The sequence below is a fragment of the Paracidovorax valerianellae genome (assembly GCF_900102625.1).
Lineage (GTDB): Bacteria > Pseudomonadota > Gammaproteobacteria > Burkholderiales > Burkholderiaceae_C > Paracidovorax > Paracidovorax valerianellae.
Genome location: NZ_FMZC01000008.1, coordinates 40,736 through 61,281, shown reverse-complemented (window position 1 = coordinate 61,281; position 20,546 = coordinate 40,736). Strand labels below are relative to the sequence as shown.

At 66.8% G+C, this 20,546-nt stretch carries 17 protein-coding genes; 7 read left to right on the top strand and 10 right to left on the bottom strand.

Translation table 11 applies throughout. From position 1 onward, the window contains the following. Nucleotides 1-175: 175 nt before the first annotated feature. The 3 genes from BLT03_RS13635 to BLT03_RS13625 all read right to left on the bottom strand — a co-directional run bounded on the left by BLT03_RS13635 (nucleotide 176) and on the right by BLT03_RS13625 (nucleotide 2,109). Nucleotides 176-535 (bottom strand): FKBP-type peptidyl-prolyl cis-trans isomerase, encoded by a 360-nt coding sequence (locus tag BLT03_RS13635; protein WP_092744315.1) that lies wholly within the window; start codon nucleotides 533-535, stop codon nucleotides 176-178. 157 nt (nucleotides 536-692) lie between these two features. Next, the gene (locus BLT03_RS13630; protein ID WP_092744314.1) at nucleotides 693-998 is read right to left on the bottom strand and encodes a winged helix-turn-helix transcriptional regulator; all 306 of its coding nucleotides are present in this window, start codon (nucleotides 996-998) and stop codon (nucleotides 693-695) included. A 202-nt stretch (nucleotides 999-1,200) separates the two neighbouring features. Next, nucleotides 1,201-2,109 (bottom strand): LysR family transcriptional regulator, encoded by a 909-nt coding sequence (locus BLT03_RS13625; protein ID WP_092744313.1) that lies wholly within the window; start codon nucleotides 2,107-2,109, stop codon nucleotides 1,201-1,203. 161 nt (nucleotides 2,110-2,270) lie between these two features. Between BLT03_RS13625 and BLT03_RS13620 the strand changes: the two genes are divergently transcribed. The 3 genes from BLT03_RS13620 to BLT03_RS13610 all read left to right on the top strand — a co-directional run bounded on the left by BLT03_RS13620 (nucleotide 2,271) and on the right by BLT03_RS13610 (nucleotide 5,598). Beyond that, nucleotides 2,271-3,251, top strand: a complete 981-nt coding sequence (locus tag BLT03_RS13620) for a hydroxymethylglutaryl-CoA lyase (RefSeq protein ID WP_092744446.1) — start codon at nucleotides 2,271-2,273, stop codon at nucleotides 3,249-3,251. Between the two features lie 18 nt (nucleotides 3,252-3,269). Beyond that, complete coding sequence (locus BLT03_RS13615) at nucleotides 3,270-4,493, top strand: CaiB/BaiF CoA transferase family protein (RefSeq protein WP_092744312.1); 1,224 nt, start codon at nucleotides 3,270-3,272, stop codon at nucleotides 4,491-4,493. Nucleotides 4,494-4,587: 94 nt separating this feature from the next. Then, nucleotides 4,588-5,598, top strand: coding sequence for a tripartite tricarboxylate transporter substrate binding protein (locus tag BLT03_RS13610; protein WP_092744311.1), 1,011 nt, complete (start codon nucleotides 4,588-4,590; stop codon nucleotides 5,596-5,598). A gap of 107 nt (nucleotides 5,599-5,705) precedes the next feature. Here the strand turns inward: BLT03_RS13610 and BLT03_RS13605 are convergent, their stop codons facing one another. The 4 genes from BLT03_RS13605 to BLT03_RS13590 form a co-directional block, all read right to left on the bottom strand. Beyond that, nucleotides 5,706-6,197 carry an SgcJ/EcaC family oxidoreductase gene (locus BLT03_RS13605; RefSeq protein WP_092744310.1) on the bottom strand — a complete coding sequence of 164 codons (492 nt, stop codon included), beginning with the start codon at nucleotides 6,195-6,197 and terminating at the stop codon, nucleotides 5,706-5,708. Nucleotides 6,198-6,363: 166 nt separating this feature from the next. Next, complete coding sequence (locus BLT03_RS13600; RefSeq protein WP_092744309.1) at nucleotides 6,364-7,047, bottom strand: response regulator transcription factor; 684 nt, start codon at nucleotides 7,045-7,047, stop codon at nucleotides 6,364-6,366. After that, nucleotides 7,044-8,681, bottom strand: a complete 1,638-nt coding sequence (locus BLT03_RS13595) for a sensor histidine kinase (RefSeq protein WP_092744308.1) — start codon at nucleotides 8,679-8,681, stop codon at nucleotides 7,044-7,046. The genes BLT03_RS13600 and BLT03_RS13595 overlap by 4 nt, the downstream gene beginning before the upstream one ends. Nucleotides 8,682-8,789: 108 nt before the next feature. Continuing rightward, nucleotides 8,790-9,743, bottom strand: a complete 954-nt coding sequence (locus BLT03_RS13590; RefSeq protein ID WP_092744307.1) for a LysR family transcriptional regulator — start codon at nucleotides 9,741-9,743, stop codon at nucleotides 8,790-8,792. Between the two features lie 123 nt (nucleotides 9,744-9,866). On the opposite strand from BLT03_RS13590, the gene BLT03_RS13585 reads away from it, so the two are divergent. Genes BLT03_RS13585 through BLT03_RS13570 form a run of 4 tightly spaced genes read left to right on the top strand, consistent with a single transcriptional unit; the run spans nucleotide 9,867 to nucleotide 13,711 of the window. Continuing rightward, nucleotides 9,867-10,805 carry a dihydrodipicolinate synthase family protein gene (locus BLT03_RS13585; RefSeq protein WP_092744306.1) on the top strand — a complete coding sequence of 313 codons (939 nt, stop codon included), beginning with the start codon at nucleotides 9,867-9,869 and terminating at the stop codon, nucleotides 10,803-10,805. 33 nt (nucleotides 10,806-10,838) lie between these two features. Next, nucleotides 10,839-11,804 (top strand): Bug family tripartite tricarboxylate transporter substrate binding protein, encoded by a 966-nt coding sequence (locus tag BLT03_RS13580; protein ID WP_092744305.1) that lies wholly within the window; start codon nucleotides 10,839-10,841, stop codon nucleotides 11,802-11,804. Beyond that, entirely contained in the window at nucleotides 11,794-12,507 is a 714-nt protein-coding gene (locus BLT03_RS13575) for an SDR family NAD(P)-dependent oxidoreductase (RefSeq protein ID WP_092744304.1), read from the top strand. The genes BLT03_RS13580 and BLT03_RS13575 overlap by 11 nt, the downstream gene beginning before the upstream one ends. Before the next feature lie 37 nt (nucleotides 12,508-12,544). Then, nucleotides 12,545-13,711, top strand: coding sequence for a mandelate racemase/muconate lactonizing enzyme family protein (locus tag BLT03_RS13570; RefSeq protein ID WP_092744303.1), 1,167 nt, complete (start codon nucleotides 12,545-12,547; stop codon nucleotides 13,709-13,711). Nucleotides 13,712-13,831: 120 nt separating this feature from the next. Here BLT03_RS13570 and BLT03_RS13565 read toward each other — a convergent pair whose 3' ends face one another. From BLT03_RS13565 to dnaG, 3 genes are all read right to left on the bottom strand, one after another. Then, a complete protein-coding gene (locus tag BLT03_RS13565; protein WP_092744302.1) occupies nucleotides 13,832-15,487 on the bottom strand; it encodes a methyl-accepting chemotaxis protein in 1,656 nt (551 codons plus the stop codon). Between the two features lie 427 nt (nucleotides 15,488-15,914). Beyond that, nucleotides 15,915-18,284: an RNA polymerase sigma factor RpoD gene (gene rpoD, locus BLT03_RS13560; protein WP_092744301.1), complete on the bottom strand. Its 2,370-nt coding sequence runs from the start codon at nucleotides 18,282-18,284 to the stop codon at nucleotides 15,915-15,917. 253 nt (nucleotides 18,285-18,537) lie between these two features. Next, nucleotides 18,538-20,532, bottom strand: coding sequence for a DNA primase (dnaG, locus tag BLT03_RS13555; RefSeq protein WP_092744300.1), 1,995 nt, complete (start codon nucleotides 20,530-20,532; stop codon nucleotides 18,538-18,540). Between the last annotated feature and the right edge of the window lie 14 nt (nucleotides 20,533-20,546).

The following is a 20,546-nucleotide window of genomic DNA, read 5'->3' as shown; positions in this document are numbered from 1 at the left end:
GGTTGTGGGGGCGGCGAAAGAAATCCGAAGCGAGGCATGTGGGCACGGCCGGTATGACCGGGATGACCGGCATGTGCGCGCCAATGAAGAAGGGCCGTGCCTCTTTCGAAGCACGGCCCTCAAGGCGGCCCGGCTCACAGAAAGGAGCCGGGCCTGAGAAAAGAGGTCGGTCCGATCAGCGGCCCACGCCGAGCAGTTCCACGTCGAACTTCAGGGTGGCGTTCGGAGGGATCACGCCGCCTGCGCCCCGTGCGCCGTAGCCGAGCGCTGCAGGGATGATCAGCGTGCGCTGGCCGCCGACCTTCATGCCCTGGACGCCTTCGTCCCAGCCCTTGATCACCATGCCGGCGCCCAGGCCGAATTCGAACGGATCGTTGCGGTCGCGGCTGGAGTCGAACTTGGCGCCTTGCTCGCCGTTGTTGTAGAGCCAGCCGGTGTAATGCACGCTGACATGGTTGCCGCGCGTGGCTTCGGCGCCTTCGCCCACGACGGAGTCTTCGTACTGCAGGCCGGAGGGGGTGGTGGTGAATGCCATGGGAATTCCTTGTAAAAGTGCCATCAATCAATTGCTATTAAATTGATAGCTAAGTGCCCTAGTGCTTATTGCGCTGCAGCCCTAAAAGGCCAAAACCCGCGCAGCGCGCGGGTGAGAGGAGGTTGGCGCAGGCTGCGGGCCTTGCGCCGTCTCAGGGTTATTTCTTGACCCGGGCCGCGACCCAGCGGGTAGCGAACGCCTGCACGTCGGAAAGGCGCTTGAGCAGGTCCACGCCCGAAGGGGTGACCGTGTAGCCGTCGTTGCCGTGGTCCAGCAGGCCGGCTTCGCGCAGTTCCTTGATGCGGGTGTTCAGCGTGTTGGGCGTGATGCCGCCCACGCTGTCTTGCAGCAAACGGAAGGTCTGGGGGTGGCCGTCGCGAAGGGCCCAGAGCACACGCAACGCATAGCGGCATTCGAGCTTTTCGAACAGCTGGTTGATGGCGGCGTTTTCCTTGGAGCTCATGGAAGCTTCTCCTTGCGCGATAGAAAGATTGAAATCCGGCAGCGGGCGAGACCCTGCGGCCGGAACGCTGTGAATATAGCGTGGAACCGATTTTGCTACAAGTTTAATAGCTCAAGAGCTGCACCAGACGTGCGCTGTAGGGTAAAAATACTCAGGTGTTACAGGATTGTTGCACTCTTGCCACGGACGCCCGCAAAGCCCTTCACGCCGCCGGTGCGCCCGCTGAGACGAGGTGCTCCACCAGCAGTTGCGCAGCGGGCGCCAGGCCCGGCGCGCCGCGAAAACACAGCGCGAAACGGCGCCGCGCCCAGGCGTCGCTGAGCGGCACGATGCGCACCCCGGTGGCCGCCGCGAACGGCGCCGCCACTTCGGCCGGCACCACGCTGATGGCCAGATTGGCGCGCACCACGCGCAGCGCCGCGTCGAAGTTGGAGACCAGCACCCGGTGCACCAGCGTGCGGCCCTCCACCGCAGCGGCACGCGCCAGCAGCACGTGCACGGCGCTGAGTGCCGGCATGCTCACGAACTCGTAGCCCAGCACGTCGGCAAACCGCACGCTGTCGCGGCTGGCGACCGGGTGCGAAGGGTGGGCGACGATGGCCAGATGGTCGTGGCGGTAGCTGCGCGTTTCCAGTCCCTGCAGGTCGGCCGCATCCCAGCAGATGCCGATGGACGCGCTGCCCTCGCGGATGCCGCGCACCACCTCCGGGCTCACGCGTTCTTCCATGCTCACCTGGATGTCGCGGTGCGCGGGGTTTTGCAGGAATGCGGCGACATCGTCGGCCAGCGATTCCGCCATGACCGACGCCGTGACCAGCATGCGCACGTGCCCGCGGATGCCGGTGGCGAACGCCGCCATGTCGCGCTCGATGCGGTCCACGCTGGCAAGCATGGTGCGGGCATGTTCCAGCAGGGTTTCGCCGGCCGCGGTGGGCACCACGCCATGCCGCTTGCGCACGAGAAGCCGCGTGCCCAGCGTGTCTTCGAGTTGCGCCAGCCGCTTGCTCACCGCCGAGCCGACGATGGCTTCCTGCTCGGCCGCGCGGGCGATGTTGCGGTGCTCGCAAACGGACACGAAGAGCTTGAGGGTTTGAAGATCGGGCAGTCGCATGGGACCCAAAACGAAGTGAATTAGATGTTCTGAAGCGGAATCTTAGGCGTTCCAAAATTGGCATGAATTGATGGAAGGGAATTTCTAGAATTGGCAGGCCGCCATAAAAAACAGGAGACGCAGTGAATCCCACGCCTGACCACCCCGAAGCCGATTCCCCTCTGAAAGCCCGTCAGAACCCCCGTGCCATCGTCCGCGAGGTGGGCCTGCGCGATGGCCTCCAGAGCGTCGCCACCGTTGTGCCCACCGCCCAGAAGATCGAGTGGGTGAATGCGGCCTACGCGACCGGCCAGCGGGAGATCGAAGTCGGCTCCTTCGTGCCGGCGCGGCTGCTGCCGCAACTGGCCGACACCGCCGAGGTGCTCGCCCATGCCCGCACGCTGCCTGGCCTGGTGGCCTCGGTGCTGGTGCCGAACCTGCGGGGGGCCGAGCGCGCCATCGAGTGCCAGGCGGATCTGATGGTCGTGCCCTTGTCGGCCAGCCATGCGCACAGCCTGGCCAACCTGCGCAAGACGCCCGATGAGGTCGTGGCCGAAGTGGCCCGCATCCGCGCGGCGCGCGATGCGGCGGGCAGCCGCACCTTGATCGAGGGCGGGGTGGGCACGGCGTTCGGCTGCACGATTCAGGGCGAGGTGGCTGAGAGCGAGGTGCTCCGCCTGATGCAGGCCCTGCTCGACGCAGGGGCCGACCGCGTGAGCCTGGCCGATACCGTGGGCTATGCCGACCCCGCCAGCGTGCAGCGCCTTTTCGAAAAGGCCCATGCCCTCGTCGGCGAGCGGCTGGCCTGCGCCCACTTTCACGACACGCGTGGCATGGGCCTGGCCAATGCCTACGCCGCCTGGCAGACCGGCATCACCCGCTTCGATGCGTGCCTGGCCGGCATCGGCGGCTGCCCGCATGCGCCCGGCGCCAGCGGCAACGTCAGCACCGAAGACCTGGCCTTCATGCTGGAGCGCATGGGTGTGGACACCGGACTCGACGTGCCAGCGCTGCTGGCGCTGCGCCAGGGGGTGGCCGGCTGGCTGGCGGGCGAAACGCTGCACGGCACGCTCTGGCAGGCCGGGCTGCCCAAGACCGCCCCGGCCCACGTGTCCGTGATGCCCGTGATGCCTGCGATGGCCACCGCGGCCGCCCTCGCCTGAACCTTTATCGTTGCGCCCATGAATGCACCTCTGAATCCCTCCCCGTCCACCGAGCCTGCAAAGCTGCCCCTCGCGGGCCTGCGCGTGGTGGAGTTCACCCACATGGTCATGGGCCCTACTTGCGGCATGGTGCTGGCCGACCTGGGGGCCGAGGTTATCAAGGTCGAGCCGGTGGACGGCGACCGCACGCGGCACCTGCTGGGCGCGGGCGCGGGCTTCTTTCCCATGTTCAACCGCAACAAGAAAAGCATCGCGCTGGACCTGCGCAAGCCCGAAGGGCTGGAGGTGGCGATCCGCCTGGCCTCGTCCGCCGACGTGGTCGCGCAGAACTTCAAGCCCGGCGTGATGGCCAAGTACGGCCTCGACTACGCGGCGTTGTCGCGGCTGAACGAGCGGCTGGTGTATGTGAACCATGCCGGGTTCCTGCCCGGCCCTTACGAGCACCGCACCGCGCTCGACGAGGTGGTGCAGATGATGGGCGGCCTGGCCTACATGACGGGCCGCCCGGGCGATCCGCTGCGGGCCGGCACCAGCGTGAACGACATCATGGGCGGCATGTTCGGCGCCATCGGTGCCATGGCCGCGCTGATGCAGCGCGCCCAGACGGGCCGGGGGCAGGAGGTGGACTCGGCCCTGTTCGAGAACAACGTGTTCCTCGTCGGCCAGCACATGATGCAATACGCCGTCACGGGCCAGCCCGCAGCCCCCATGCCCGACCGCATCTCGTCGTGGGCGGTGTACGACGTGTTCAGCGTGAAGGACGGCGGGCAGATCTTTCTGGCCGCCGTGAGCGATGCGCAATGGGTGACGTTCTGCGATGCCATGGGCTATGCCGACCTAAAAGCCGACCCAGCCCTGGCTCTGAACAACGACCGCGTGCGCGCCCGCGCCACGCTGCTGCCGGAACTGCGCCGTCGCCTGGCCGAGCACACGGCCGAGGCCCTGTCGGCCATCTTCGAGCAGCATGGGCTGCCGTTCGCGCCCATCCTTCGCCCGGAGCAACTGTTCGACGACCCGCACCTGAACGCCACGGGTGGCCTGGCCGAGGTCACGCTGCCCGATGGCGAACGGGCGGGCAGCACCGCGCGCGTCACCTTGCTGCCGCTGCGGCTGGACGGCCAGCGCATGGGCGTGCGGCTGGACCCGCCGCAACTGGGCGAGCACACGCAGGAGCTGCTCGCCAGCCTGGGCTATACGCCCGAAGCCATCGCGGCACTGCACGAGGCCACCGCCGTGGCCTGAGCACGGCGCCGCCACTGCACTGCATACCCGGCACCTCCGAGCGCGGCAAAGACCGCGCCGCTTTCCATCCCAACGACGATCACGGAGACAAACCATGCCATCGCTTCCAACGACCCGCGCGCTGCCGGCGCACACCCTTTCGCTCACCCGCCGTGGCGCGCTGGCCCTCGGTGCCGCAGTGCTGGCCGCACCGGGGCTGGTGCGCGCGCAGCCGGGCGATAAGCCGCTGCGCGTAATCCTGCCGCTGTCGGCCGGCTCGGGCGCGGACGGCGCCATCCGCGCCATGAGCAACAGCCTGTCGAAGGCGCTGGGCCATCCCGTGGTGATCGAGAACCTGCCCGGCGCGGGCGGCATCACCGGTACGACGCAGCTCGTGCGCGCCGCCAAGGACGGTTCGGTGATCGGCGTGGTGTCCAACAACCATGTGGTGAATCCCAGCGTGTATAAGAACATTCCGTTCGACTCGCTGCAGGACATCACGCCCATCACCGTGATCGGCGCCACGCCTTTCGTGCTGGTGGCCCATCCGTCGGTGGAGGCGAAGAACGTCAAGGAACTGATCGCGCTCGCCAAGGCCAAGCCGGGCACGTTGAACTACGGATCGTCCGGCAACGGCACCATCCTGCACCTGGGCGCGGCGATGTTCGTGGACCAGGCCAAACTGGACATCAAGCACATTCCCTACCGGGGCATGGGCCCGTTGATGAACGACATTCTGGGCGGCCATGTGCAGCTGGGCGTGGTGGCGGTGGCCCCGGCGGCGCCGCACATCAAGTCCGGCGCGCTGCGCGCCATCGGCGTGACCACCGCCACGCGGGTGAAGGCGCTGCCCGGCGTGCCCACGCTGGCGGAGCAGGGCCTGCCGGCCTATGAGCTCGAAGGCTGGGTCGCCGCCGTCGGCCCCGCGGGCCTGCCCAAGGCCGAGGTCGATCGCCTGTACCAGGGCTTCAAGGCCGCGCTCGACATGCCGGAAGCCCGCGATGCGCTGATCGCGCAGGGGTATGAGATCAAGCTCACGCCGCCCGATGCCTCGGCCGCGTTCTTTCGCAGCGAACTGGCGCGCATGGCGCAGGTCGTGAAGAACGCGAACGTATCGATGGATTGAGCTGGGCGGCCCGTTGCACGAAAAAAAGGCCGGCATGTGTGCCGGCCTCGTTCATGGCGTCCCGCACGGTGCACGCCAAAGAGCGAGCATGGCGCGGGGTCTGCCGCTTACTTCGTGGTTTTGGCCGCGATGGTTTCGGGCATGGCCGACGAGTGGTGGTGCGCGATCAGCCATTGGCCGTTCACGCGTTCGTACACATAGGTGTAGCGGGCCTGCACCGTCTTGCCGTCCTTGAAGCGGAAGGTGTAGGTGCCCACGTCCTGCGCCACGTTGCAGCCGATGCGGATCGAGCGGCTGTCGATCTTGCCCTGCGGTTCGGACTGCAGGAACTTCACGAAGTAATCGCGAATTTCCAGCGGCGTCGTGCGGGGCTGGTTCGACACGGTGGGCAGCAGCACGCCGTCCTGCGCATAGTTGGCGGTGACCTTGTCCGGGTCCAGCGTGCGCAGCGAATCGTTCCAGCGGTCGAACAGCGCGGAGATTTCCTTTTCGTTGACCGGCATGCAGACTGGCTCGCCCTTGCCCTGCGCGAAGGCCGGGGCAGACAGGGTGATCAGGGCCAGAGCGGTGGCGGAGAGGGCGGTGTGAAGCGTCTTCATGGGATCCTTCTAGAGTGAGGTTCGAGCACCGGCTTTTGCCGCTGCTGCATCGCTCAGTGCGATACAGGACCTATTCTTTGGCAGGCGCATGAACGCGGCCTTTGCCGTCCAATGAAGGAAACATGACGCAAACATGAACCGCAGATGAACCGCTGCGGCCCGCGTTTCAATCGGGTGCCGCGTCCAGCCGATACCCGAAGCCGCGCACCGTTTTCAGAAGCGCGATGGCATGGCCTTCGTCGATTTTCGTGCGCAGGCGGCGCACGTAGACATCGACCACGTTCGTCAGCGGGTCCTCGTTGGTGCCCCACACGTTGGAGAGGATGCGCTCGCGGCTGTACACCCGGCCGGGCGCGCTCATCAGCAGTTCCAGAAAGGCCAGTTCCTTGGCCGTCAGCGCGATGGGCTGGCCGGCGCGGCTGGCCTCCATGCGATCGAGGTCGAGCACCAGGTCGGCCACCTGCAGCGTGCTGGCGCGCTGCCTTTGCTCGCGGCCGCGGCGCATCAGCGCCTCGATGCGGGCCAGCAGCTCTTCGAAGGCGAAGGGCTTGGTCAGGTAATCGTCGGCGCCCAGACGCAGGCCGTTGACCTTGTCTTCGGTGTTGCTCAGCGCGCTGAGCATCAGCACCGGCACATGCCGCCCCTCGGAGCGCAGCGTCTGGCACAACTCCAGCCCGCTCAGGCCCGGCAGCATGAGATCGAGCAGCAGCAGGCCCGGGTCGCCGCTGCGTGCCAGGGCCAGGCCGTCGGGGCCGTTGCGGGCCAGCTCCACGCTGTAGCCCTCGGCCTTGAGGCCGCGCAGCAGAAAGTCCGCCACGCGCGGATCGTCTTCGACCACCAGAATGTTCATGCAGCTTCCTCGGGACACAGGGATGCGGGAGAGTGGGCCAGCGGCACCGCGATGAGCACCGTGGTGCCCACGCCGGGAGTGCTGTCGATGTCGATGCGCCCGTGGTGCGCCTGCACGATGGACTGCGCGATCGACAGCCCGATGCCCGTGCCGTCGGCCCGGTGTGCGCGCGCCCGCTGGCCGCGCACGAAGCGCTGAAAGACCTCGGGCAGTTCCTCGGGCGCAATGCCGATGCCTTCGTCGCTCACCAGCACGTGGGCTTCGCCGTCCGGGCCGGGCTGGCAGCCGATGCGCACGGTGCCACCCCGCTGCGAATAGCGCACCGCGTTGTCGAGCGCGATCATCAGGGCCTGGCGCAGGCGGTCGGCGTCGGCGTTCACCACCAGCGGTCCGCCGGGTGAAGCGGGCAGCGACTGCACGGCCACGCCATGCATGCCGCCCAGTGCCGCAGCCTGTTCGGCCGCATCGGCCGCCAGGGCCTGCAGGTCGATGGGGCGCGGGTGCATCACCAGCTGGTCGGCCTCGGATTTGGCGATCAGCAGCAGGTCGTGGATCACCTTGGTGAGCTGGTCCACGCCGCCCACGATGCGCTCCAGCGTCTGGCGATAGTCCTGCGCCGGCCGGTCGCCGCCGCGCATCGCGATCTCGGCCTCGCCGCGGATCGCGGTGGCCGGCGTGCGCAGTTCGTGGCCCAGGTCGGCGAACAACTGGCGCCGGCGCTGGTCCACGCGCTGCAGGGTGTCGTGCGCCACGCTCAGTTCGTGGGTGCGGGCCTCCACGGCGTCTTCCAGTTCGCGGCGCGCCGCGTCGGCGTGGGCGCGGTGCTGTTGCAGTTCGGCGGCCATGGCGTTGAAGTGCTGGGCCACGCGATCGAACTCGTCTTTCGATTCGGTGGCCACGCGGTGATCGAGCTCCCCGGCCTGCAGGGCGCGCGTGCCGGCCAGCAGGCGGTCCAGCGGGCGCTGCAGCCGGCGGTTCAGGTGCAGGGCCAGCATGGCGGCCACAGCCAGCGTGACGATGGCCATCGTGATCGCCTGCTGCCGCAGCACGTCCAGCCCCCGCTCGGTGGCGGCGCGCGCCACCGGTACCACGCTGCGCTGGCGCTCGATGGCGCCGTTGATCAACTCGCGCAGATCGAGCCCGCGCGCCATGTCGAACGTGGCGTTCAACTCTTCCCACACGGCCGGGAAGTCCGCGTCCGGCTCCAGCGGCCGCAACTGCGACAGGCGCGACTCCACGGCGAGGATGTTGTCCTCCAGCAGCTCGGTCATGTTCACCAGTTGCGGCACCTCCTGAGGGACGGCCGTGCCGTCGCGATGGGCCATTTCCGTCCACAGGGCCAGGTCGCGCCTCGACAGTTCAGCGAGATTGGCGGCACTGGCATGCATGCGCTCCAGCAGGCGTGCGCGCACCTCGGGCACCGCGTTGGCGTTCATCAGGCGCTGGGTGGCCCACACGCGCAGCCGTTGCTTGTTGGCCGACAGGTCCAGCAGCTCGGAGAGTATGTCGCTCGCCAGCCGGCTGTGCTGGGTGTAGTCGTTGACGCGGTGCGTGCCCCAGTACACGAAGGCGGCCTGGATGCACACCAGGGCCACGAGGGCGGCGAAAGCCAGGGAGAGTCTTGCGCGGTACATGGGGCCGTCGGAGGGCGAAGGGCCTGCATTATGTGCCGGGGCCGGATGCGCCCATCGAATGCTATTGAATTAATAGCAATCAAGGCAATGAATACGGCGGCAGGGAGCTTATTCGGCTTGAATCGGCTGGCCGCCGGCCAGCGCCCACAGCGACTCGGCCACCGGCGACATTTCGGCGCGCTGGCGGTACAGGCGGATCTCCACCGGAACGTCCCACGCGGCATCACCGGCGGCCACCAGCGTGCCCGCCCGCAGTTCGTCGGCGATCAGGCTGCGCGGCAGCCAGGCCACGCCGCGACCCTCCAGCGCCATGGTCTTGAGCAGCACCGCATGGTGCGCGGTGAACACCACGGCCACGCCGCCCGGCACGGCGGATTCCCCACCGTCCCCGTGCAGGCCCCGCTTTCGCGCCCGCATGATCCGCCCCAGGCCCGAGGCGTCGCTGTAGGCGAGCAAGGGCAGGGGCGCGCCGCCCTGCCCGATGGCGTGCAAGGGCTGACCCTCCGGGCCGGCGCCGCTCACAGGCTGCAGCACGTCGTCCGACAGGCGCAGCATGGGGTACTGGGCATCGTCCAGCCGGCCGGGCACCTCGGCATGCCCGTGGCACAGCACGAACTGCACGCGCCGTTGCAGGGCCAGATCCTCGCAGGCGCGCGAGCTGTCCGACATGGTCTGGATCGGCCCCAGGCGCAGCTGCGCTTCCAGGTCGCCCAGCCAGCGCGGAAAGAAGGTGAGCGAGAGGACGTGCGTGGCCGCGAAGCGCAGGCTGGCCGCCGCGGTGTCGTGCGCGGCCCGCGCCTTGATGCGCGCGGCCTCCAGGTTGGCGAGCAGCGTTTCCATCAGCGGCAGAAAGCGCAGCCCCGCCGGCGTGAGCGCCGCCGGGTGGGCGCTGCGGTCGAACAGCTCCACGCCCACCCATTCCTCCAGCGCGCGGATGTGGCGGCTGAACGCGGGCTGGGCAATGGCGCGGGCCTCGGCCGCCCGCGAAAAATTGCCGCACTCGGCCAACGCCAGAAAGTCTTCCAGCCACTCCAGATCGAGGGGGCGGTTGCCAGGTCCCATGGGGTTCTTGTTCCGTGCAGATAGATGTATGCGATTCGGGTATTGGACGCAGCGGTGCAGGCCGTTTGATGATCCGCTCCGTTGTTCATCGGCCAACTTCTTATTCCATCACGGAGACTCTGCATGTCTGCCATCGCGAATTATCGCGGGATCATCCCCGCCATCTCGTGCCCGTTCACCCCCGACCACCGCATCGACGAGCCTGCCTTGCGCAAGCTCGCGTCCTGGCTGGCGGGCCATGAGGGCGTGGTGGCCATCATGACCAACGGGCACACGGGCGAAGTGTTTTCCCTCACCCCCGCGGAGCGCGCCGAGGTCACGCGCATCGTGGCTGACGAACTGAAAGGGCGCACGCCCGTCATCTCCTCCATCGTGTGCGAGGGCCTCGCCGAAGCCGCCGAGCATGCCCGTGCCGCACAGGCCGCCGGCGCCGTGGCGCTGGATGTGATGCCGCCCCACCACTGGCTGCGCTTCGGCTTCACGCCCGGCCATGCGCTGCAGTATTTCGGGGCCATTCACAAGGCCGCGCCGGGCCTGGATCTGGTGTGTCACGTGTACCCGGCCTGGACGCGGGCTTCGTACTCGTCGCAACTGCTGGCCGAACTCGCCAGGCTGCCGTACCTGCAGGCCTTCAAGGTGGGCCAGCGCGACATGAACAAGTACGCCCGCGACATTCAGGCGATCCGCGAGGCCGACCCCACCAAGGCCATCCTGACCTGCCACGACGAGTACCTGCTGGCCTCGATGGTGCAGGGCGTCGATGGAGCGCTGGTGGGCTTCGCCACCTTCATTCCTCAACTCATCATCGACCTGTGGAACGCCGTGAAGGCCGGCGACCTGAAGAAGGCGATGGCCGTGCAAGCCGTCATCACCCCGCTCAAGGATGCGGTGTACGGCGGCGGCGAGCCCACCGGCGAGGCCCACGCGCGCATGAAGGGCGGCATGTACCTGGCCGGCGTGATCGACGACGCCACCGTGCGCCCGCCCACCGAGGCGCCCAACGCGCACGAGGTCGAGGCGCTGCGCGCCGCAGTCAAGCAGGCCGGACTGCTGCAGCGCTGACCCAAAAAAATCCATAACGACAGGAGACAAGCCATGCAACGCCAGACCTTCCTTCGCGCCATGCTCGGCGCCGCCGCGCTCGCCGCGGCCGCCAGCGGCTTCGCGCAGACCTATCCTGCCAAGCCGGTGCGCGTGGTGATTCCGTTCCCGCCCGGCGGCACGCTCGATGCGGTCGGTCGCATGCTGGCGCAAAAGCTCGGCGAGCAGATGGGGCAGACCTTCGTGATCGACAACAAGCCCGGCGGCAGCGGCGTGATCGGTGGCGACACGGTGTCCAAGGCGGCGGCGGACGGCTACACGCTGCTGTTCAGCGCCTCGACGTTCACCACCGCGCCGATGACGCTCAAATCGGTGCCCTACAACGTCACGCAGGACTTCCTGCCCGTGGCGCTGGTGGCCAAGGCGCCGCTGTCGGTGGCGATCAACAAAGACCTGCCGGTGACCGACATCAAGTCGCTGCTGTCGTATGCCCAGGCCCGTCCCGGCAAGATGACTTTCGCTGTGGGCTCGATCGGTTCCGCCGGGCATCTGTCGACCGAACTGCTCAAGCGGGCGGGCAAGATCGACTACCTCGTCGTGCCGTACAAAGGCACGGCGCCGGCCTTTCAGGACCTGATCGGCGGGCAGATCGACGGCTTCATCGACCCCATCCTCGGCTCGCTGCAGTACCACAAGAGCGGCATGCTGAAGGTGGTGGCGGTCACCTCGGCCCAGCGCGTGCCCAACCTGCCGGACGTGCCCACCGTGGCCGAGACCATTCCCGGCTTCGAGTTCTACAGCTGGTATGGCCTGTGGGCTCCGGCCAAGACGCCGCCCGCGCTGGTGCAGCGCCTCAATGCCGAGGTGAACAAGGCCCTCGCCGGCGACATGAGCCAGAAGCTCAAGGACCAGGGCCTGCTCGTCACGCCGGGCAGCGTGGAAGACTTCGCCAAGTTCCAGCGCGCCGACATGGAGCGCTCCCAGAAGATCGTGACCGAGGGCAACATCCGTGCGGAATGACGCGGCGCCCGCGCCGCTCGGGCATGCCGTGGTGACCGGCAGCAGCAGCGGCATCGGCCGGGCCATCGCCGAATCGCTGCTGGCGGCCGGCTGGCAGGTGAGCGGGCTGGACGTGGCCCAGCCGGCCATCGTGCAGGCGGGTTTTACGCCCTTGCCGGTGGACCTGGCCGACGGTGCGGACATCGCCCGCGCCGCCGCGATGCTGCCCGCGGTCGATGCCCTGGTGCATGCGGCCGGCGTGCTGCGCGTGGGCCCGCTGGGCCAGCTGGACCACGCGGGCGGCGAGCTGATGTGGCGCCTGCATGTCGATGCCGCCACGCGCCTGGCCGATGCCATCGTGCCCGCCATGGCCGCGCGCGGGCAGGGCCGGGTGGTGTTCATCGGCAGCCGGGTGGCGCAGGGCATGCCGGGGCGCGGCCAGTACGCCGCCACCAAGGCGGCGCTGATCGCGCTCGCCCGCAGTTGGGCGGCCGAGGTGGCGGGGCAGGGCGTGACGGTGAACGTCGTCTCGCCCGCCGCCACGGCGACCGGCATGCTGAACGACCCGGCCCGCGCTGGCAGCGCACCGCGCCTGCCGCCCATCGGCCGCCTCATCGAGCCCGCAGAAATCGCCGCGCTGGTGGGCTACCTGCTGTCGCCCTCGGCGGCGGCCATCACGGGGCAGGACATCGCCATCTGCGGCGGTTCGTCGCTGCCGCGCTGAGCCTTTTTTTCCTTCCACTCCTTCGCAAGAGCCCTTCATGAAAATCGTCGATATCGTCGAATCCACCCGCCCGATCAAGTCGGACATCCGCAACGCCTACATCGATTTCTCGAAGATGACCCTGAGCCTGGTGGCGGTGGTCACCGACGTGGTCCGCGATGGCAGGCCCGTCATCGGCTACGGCTTCAACTCCAACGGCCGCTACGGCCAGGGCGCGCTGATGCGCGACCGCTTCATCCCGCGCGTGCTCGAAGCCGACCCCGCCACGCTGGTGGATGACACCGGCGAGAACCTCGACCCGCACAAGGTCTGGGCCCGCATGATGATCAACGAGAAGCCCGGCGGCCATGGCGAGCGCTCGGTGGCCGTGGGCACCATCGACATGGCCGTGTGGGACGCCGTGGCCAAGATCGCGGGCAAGCCGCTTTACCAGCTGCTGGCTGAGCGCTACGGCAACGGCACGCCCAACCCGCGCGTGTTCGTGTATGCCGCGGGCGGCTACTACTACCCCGGCAAGGGCCTGGATGGCCTGCGCAAGGAGATGGAAATCTACCTCGCGCGGGGCTACTCGGTGGTCAAGATGAAGATCGGCGGCGCGTCGTTGGCCGACGACTGCGAGCGCATCGAATCGGTGCTCAAGATCCTCGGCCCGGGCCAGCAACTGGCGGTGGACGCCAACGGCCGCTTCGATCTGAAGACCGCCATCGACTATGGCCGGGCGCTGTCGCAGTACCCGCTGTTTTGGTACGAGGAAGCGGGCGATCCGCTCGACTACGAACTGCAGGCCCGGCTGGGCGAGGTGTACCAGGGCCCGATGGCCACGGGCGAAAACCTGTTTTCGATGCAGGACGCGCGCAACCTCATCCGCCACGGCGGCATGCACAAGGACCGCGACTGGCTGCAGTTCGACTGCGCTTTGAGCTACGGCCTGGTCGAATACCTGCGCACGCTCGGCATGCTCAAGGACCACGGCTGGTCACCCAGCCGCTGCATCCCGCACGGCGGCCACCAGATGTCGCTGGCCATCGCGGCCGGCCTGGGCCTGGGCGGCAACGAAAGCTATCCGGACCTGTTCCAGCCCTATGGCGGCTTCCCCGACGGGGTGAAAGTGGAGAACGGCTACGTCACGCTGCCGCCGCTGCCGGGCATCGGGTTCGAAGGCAAATCTGACCTGATCGCGGAAATGCGTGCGCTGGCTTCTTGAAGCGGGGCGACGAGGGTTTGATATCAATAAATGAGCGTCCAGCGCTTGTTGAATAAGCGCTGGATGGCATTTTGATGCACAAGGCATACCGCACTGCGCGGTGCCGGCATCCTCCGTGGTTCAGTACGTGGCTGACGAAGCGATCAGGCGCCGTGACGGTGGTGGCAGCGCTCCCGCTCCCGATTTGCCGGCTTGCGTGACCGGTGCGCTGGTGCCGGAGTCCCCCGGCAGCCGGAACTGCGCGACCATGCGCGACAGCGACTCCGCCTGGAACTTGAGGCTGTCGGCCGCGGCGGCGCTTTCTTCCACCAGTGCGGCGTTCTGCTGCGTGACCTGGTCCAGTTGTTGAACGGCGTCGCCCACCTGGTTGATGCCGCTGGACTGTTCGGCGCTGGCCGAACTGATCTCCGACAGCAGCGTGGACACCTGCGTGACCTGCGCCACCACATCGTCCATCGTGCGGCCCGCCTGGGCCACGAGGTCTGCGCCCGTGCTCACGCGCGAAACGCTGGCTTCGATCATGGCTTTGATCTCCTTGGCCGCCTCTGCCGAGCGCCCCGCCAGCGAACGCACTTCGCTGGCCACCACGGCAAAGCCCCGTCCCTGCTCGCCGGCACGGGCCGCTTCGACCGCGGCATTGAGCGCGAGGATGTTGGTCTGGAACGCGATGCCGTCGATCACCCCGATGATCTCCGCCATGCGGCCGGAGTTCTGCTGAATGTCCTGCATGGTGGACACCACGTTGCCCACCACCGTACCGCCCTGCGTCGCCACGGACGACGCGCCCGAGGCCAACTGGTGGGCGCGCCGTGCGGAGTCGGCGTTCTGCTGCACGGTGGAGGTCAGCTCTTCCATCGACGCCGCCGTCTCTTCCAGGTTGCTGGCCTGCTCTTCGGTGCGCTGGCTGAGGTCGGAATTGCCGTTGGCGATCTGCACCGAGCCAGTGGCGATGGAGTCGGCGCTCGTGCGCACGTTGCCCACGATCTGCACCAGGCTGGCATTCATGCGCTGCAGGGCATTCAGCAGTTGGCCCACCTCGTCCTTGCCGTTCACTTCGATGCTCGACGTCAGGTCGCCGGCCGCCACGGTTTCGGCGATCTGCACCGCGCGCCCGATCGGCCGGGTGATGGAGCGGGTGATCAGCCAGCCCAGCACCGCTGCCACCGCCACCGCCACGCAGGTGATGCCGATGATCAGCTCAAAGCCTGATTTCACCTGGTGGTCCGCACCGTCGCTGGCCTTGTCCATCAGGGCCTGTTGGCTTTCGGACAACTTGTCCAGCGTCGCCATGTACGCCAGCTGATTGCGTCGCAGTGTGTTGGCCAGCAGGGCCTTCGCTTCGTCCGTCTGGTTGGCGCGCACCAGGCTTAAAAACGCGTCGATGTCTTTCCGATAGACGACGCGCTGTTCCAGGGTGTCTGCCAGCAGCTTCTTGCCGGTGTCGCTTTGCACGGTGGGGGTCAGCGTCGCGTACTTGCTGTTAATGAGCTCGCGGCTGCCTTCGATGCTTTTTATCTCCTGGGCACGCTGCTCGGCGTTGTCGAAGATCACCAGATTGCGCACGTAGCGGGCTTGTTGATCGACCTCGTCGGAGATTTCGTTGAGCAATCGCACCTTGGCGTAATAGTCCTTGGTCACCAACGTCAAGGCCCGGTTGACGTTGCTGAGCGACGACATGGCGATACCGGACACCAACATCAGCAGCACGATCGTCGCCAGAAACGCCAGCGTGATGCGAGGGCCGATGCGGAGGTTTCCAAAAAAACGGTGGGTCATGGAAGTGGCTCTTTCTTTCTGGGCAGCAGGAAAAAATAGCAAGCCGCTTTTTGACGGGCTGTCAGTGGTGCGCGCTCCACTTCGTCTGGTGGCCGCTTGCGGTTCGCTCCATGGGTCAGCCGCTTCGGCTTCTACCTTCCCCGTCGTTCCATCTGCGTGGAAACTTGCTGCAGTGCAACGTCATTCGTAAACTTATGTTTCAAGGTTTTAAACCAAAAGGGAACTTTTGGAAAGCAACGCGCGCCAATCTCATCTGTATGGCCAAACGCCGAATGTGGCGGCCCGCCATCTTTCGGCGGGTGGTGGGGCTCTTTCCGGCGCGGCCCCGGGGGTGCTTTCGAGAAAACGTCCAGCCATGAAAAAAGCCTGCCTCCACGTCATGCGGAGGCAGGCTTTCTGACAGCGTCGGCCGCAAGGGCCGGGCTGATTACAGCGAGTCGATGAAGCTGCGCAGCTTGTCGGAACGGCTCGGGTGCTTGAGCTTGCGCAGCGCCTTGGCTTCTATTTGGCGAATGCGCTCGCGGGTCACGTCGAACTGCTTGCCGACTTCTTCCAGCGTGTGGTCGGTGGACATCTCGATGCCGAAGCGCATGCGCAGCACCTTGGCTTCGCGCGGCGTCAGGCCGTCCAGGATGTCCTTCACCACATCGCGCAGGCCGGCCTGCATGGCGGCGTCGATCGGGGCGGTGTTGGCGCCGTCTTCGATGAAGTCGCCCAGGTGGCTGTCGTCATCGTCGCCGATCGGCGTTTCCATGGAGATCGGCTCCTTGGCGATCTTCATGATCTTGCGGATCTTGTCTTCCGGAATCTCCATCTTGGCCGCCAGGATGGACGCATCGGGCTCAAAGCCGAACTCCTGCAAATGCTGGCGGCTGATGCGGTTCATCTTGTTGATCGTCTCGATCATGTGCACCGGGATACGGATGGTGCGTGCCTGATCGGCGATCGAGCGCGTGATGGCCTGGCGAATCCACCACGTGGCGTACGTCGAGAATTTGTAGCCGCGACGGTATTCGAACTTGTCCACGGCCTTCATCAGGCCGATGTTGCCTTCCTGGATCAGATCCAGGAACTGCAGGCCGCGGTTCGTGTACTTCTTGGCGATGGAGATCACGAGGCGCAGGTTGGCCTCGATCATTTCCTTCTTGGCATCGCGCGAGGACGATTCGCCCTCGTTCATGCGCTTGTTGATGTCCTTGAGCTGAGGCAGCGGCACCACCACGCGCGCTTGCAGGTCCATCAGGCGCTGCTGCAGTTCCTGCACGGGCGGAATGTTGCGCTGCAGCACGGTGCTCCACGGCTTGCCGGAGGCAGCCTGCTTTTCCACCCACTTCAGGTTCAGCAGGTTCGGCGGGAATTCCTTGATGAAGATTTCCTGCGGCATGCCGCACTTGTCCACGATGATGCGGCGCAGTTCGCGCTCTTTCTTGCGCACGTCGTCCACCTGGCCGCGCACCATGTCGCACAGCTTTTCGATGGTCTTGGCGGTGAAGCGGATGGTCATCAGCTCGGCCGACAGGGCCTGCTGGGCCTTCATGTACGCGGGCGTGCCGTAGCCTTCCTTGTCGTAGATCTTGTGGACCTTCTCGAACAGGTCGCGCATGGTGTCGAAGCGGGACAGGGCTTCGCGCTTGAGCTCTTCCAGCTTCTTGGTCAGCGCCTTGGAGCCGCCCTTGCCGTCGTCGTCGTCTTCTTCGTCGAATTCGTCGAAGTCTTCTTCGGCCACATAGTCATCGGCTTCGTTGGGGTTGGAGAACCCGTCCACGATGGTGGAGATGACCACCTTGCCTTCGCGAATCTCTTCGCCCATGTTCAGGATCTCGGCGATGGTGGCGGGCGATGCGCTGATCGCCTCCATCATGGCCTGCAGACCGCCTTCGATGCGCTTGGCGATTTCGATTTCGCCTTCGCGGGTCAGCAGCTCGACCGTGCCCATTTCGCGCATGTACATGCGGACCGGGTCGGTCGTGCGGCCGAATTCGCTGTCCACGGTGGAGAGGGCGGCTTCGGCTTCTTCCTCGGCTTCTTCGACGGTCGCCGCGGTGGGCGTCACGTTGTTCTGGAAGAGCGTTTCGGCGTCGGGCGTCTGCTCGTACACGGCCACACCCATGTCGTTGAGCATCGTGACGACGACTTCCATCGTCTCGGCATCGACCAGCTTGTCGGGCAAGTGATCGGAGATTTCGACCTGCGTCAGGTAGCCGCGCGTCTTGCCCAGCGTGATCAGGGTCTTGAGGCGCGAGCGGCGCTTGGCCAGGTCTTCCTCGGACAGCACGGTCTCGTCGAGGCCGAACTCCTTCATCAAGGCGCGTTCTTTCGCCTTGCTGATCTTCATGCGCAGGGGCTTGACCTTCTCGACCGTGGCCGCGGCAGGGGTCGCCGCTTCGGCTTCGGGTTCGCCTTCGAGGTCGGCTTCGATGTCCGACAGGTCGGCATCGTCGCCTGCCGCGTCATCGTCTGCGCCAGCCTTGGGTTTGCGGCCGCGCTTGGCGGGCGTCTTGTCGGCAGCGGCGCCAGCAGCCTTGGCTGGGCGGCCAGGGCGCTTTTTGGGCGCATCGTCGTCGGCGGGGGCCGCTGCGGCCTTGGCGCGGGCGGGCTTCTTGAGTTCTTCGGAGGCTTCGGCCTTGTCAGAGGACTTGTTCACGGGCACGGTGTTGACTTTCTTGGCGGCTGGAGCAGCGGCGGCCAGAGCCTTCTTTGGCTCGGTCGCTGCGGCTTTGGCAGCAGGTTTGGAAGCGGCCTTGGCGGCGGTGCCTGGGGCGGACTTGGGCGACTTCGCGGACTTTTGAGCAGGCATGGGCACCTCGGGATCAAAAACGGACACAAAGAAAACGCAAGCGCCATGGTTCCCGGCGCGGGTGGCACGGCAAAGGCCGGAGCCTTCGCGGTTCGAGGGAGCGACCCTCAGGGGCAAGATGTGTGGGCGAACATTTGGTGTGCAGTCCTTGCGGTGTGAAGGGCGGTCGTGCGTGTGTGTCACTGTTGCCCGGCCCGGAGGTGCTGCTGTCGCTCTTGCCGATGAACCCTACATTATAGCGGCGTGCCGGATTTCAAGCCGGTTTGAGCGAAATTCCGCGCAAAGCCTTGAGCCGCTGCTCCAGCGCCTGGTACTGCGCCAGCGCCGCCGGGTCGCGCGCGGCAAGAAGGATGAGTTCGTTCTGCTGGCGCTTGAGTTCTTCGATGAGCATGCGGTCGAGCAGGTCGCGCAGCTCCGCACGCAGCTCTTGCACGTCGCCCTCGGTCTGCGCGTGCGAGCCGGTCATCACCCGTTCCGCCAGCGTTTCGCAGTCGTGCCCGCGCAGGCTTTCGCGCAGCACCGCCCAGGCCAGCGGGCCGTGCTCGTGCAACTGGCCCTCCAGCCAGGTGAAGAGCGGCCCGTGCGGCGCCGGCTGGGCGCACAGCACGGCATGGTCCTCATGCGCGAGCTCTTCCAGAAACTCCATGTGCGACAGCAAAAGCCGCACCGCGTGGTCCGTGCGGCTTGCGGCCGGGGTGCGCGGAAGCCGCGGCTGGATGGGGCGCTCGTCTTCCTTGTTCCAGCGGCCCTTGCCTTTCCAGTCCCCGTTGTTCTTGCGAAACGGTTTGGCGGTGTAGCCATAGCCGGTGGACGGTTCACCGGCCGGCGCCCAGCCCGCGTCCTGCGGTGCGTTGCCCCACGGCGGCTCGTCGGCGTAGGCCGATGGCGCCTGGCCCCCGCCGGCAGCGCGGTGCGTTCCGCCGCCGCCCTGGCGGCTGGCGTCCTGCGCGGCGGCCTGGTTCCACAAGTCGGACAGGTCCCTTGCGCCCAATTGGCCCAGCTCGGCCAGTTCGGTCAGCAACTGCCGCTTGAGCGCGCCATCGGGCAGGGCAGACCACAGCGGCCGGGCATTGCTCACCATGTGCGCCCGGCCCTCGGCGGTGCCCAGGTCGCAGTTTTCCCGCGCGGCTTCGATCAGGAAGCGGCTGAGCGGCAGCGCTTCGCCCACATGGCGCGCGAAGGCATCGGTGCCGTGCTCGCGGATGAAGCTGTCGGGGTCGTGCTCTGCCGGCAAAAACAAAAACTTCACGCTGCGCGTGTCGCTGGCATAGGGCAGGGCGCCGTCGAGCGCCTTGCGCGCTGCGCGCCGGCCCGCAGTGTCGCCATCGAAGCTGAACACCACGGTGTCGGTGAAGCGAAACAGCTTGTGCACATGGTCGGCCGTGCAGGCCGTGCCCAGCGTGGCCACCGCGTTGGGAAACCCCAGCTGCGCCAGCGCGACGACGTCCATGTAGCCCTCGGTGACCAGGGCATAGCCGTGCTCGCGGATGGCCGTGCGCGCCTCGAACAGGCCATAGAGTTCGCGGCCCTTGTGGAAAACCGGGGTTTCAGGGGAGTTGAGGTACTTGGGCTTGTCGTCGCCCAGCACGCGCCCGCCGAAACCGATGCATTCGCCCTTCACGTTGCGGATCGGGAACATCACGCGGTCCCGGAAACGGTCGTAGCGCTTGCCGTCTTCCTCGTTGACGATCACCAGGCCGCTTTCGGCCAGCAAAGGGCTGTCGTATTCGGGGAACACGCTGGCCAGGTTGCGCCAGCCTTCGGGCGCATAGCCCAGCCCGTAGCGCTTGGCCACCGTGCCGGAGACGCCGCGTCCCTTGAAGTAGCCCACGGCCCGTGGCGAATCCTTGAGGTGCTTGCGAAACGACTCCCCCGCTTTTTCGAGCACATCCGTCAGCGTGGCCTGTTTTTGGCGCTGGGCGGCGGCGCGCTCGCGCTCCTGGGGAGACACATCGTCTTGCGGCACTTGCAGGCCCACCTGCTGGGCCAGGTCCTGAACCGCTTCCACGAAGCCCATGCCCGCGTGGTCCATGAGGAAGCCGATCGCGTTGCCGTTCTTGCCGCAGCCGAAGCAGTGATAGAACTGTTTGGACGGACTGACGCTGAACGAGGGCGACTTTTCGCCGTGGAAGGGGCACAGCCCCATGAAGTTGGCGCCGCCCTTCTTGAGCTGCACGTAGCGGCCGACGATGTCGACCACATCGACGCGGGCGAGCAATTCCTGGATGAACGACTGGGGGATGGACACCCGGCGATTGTCCC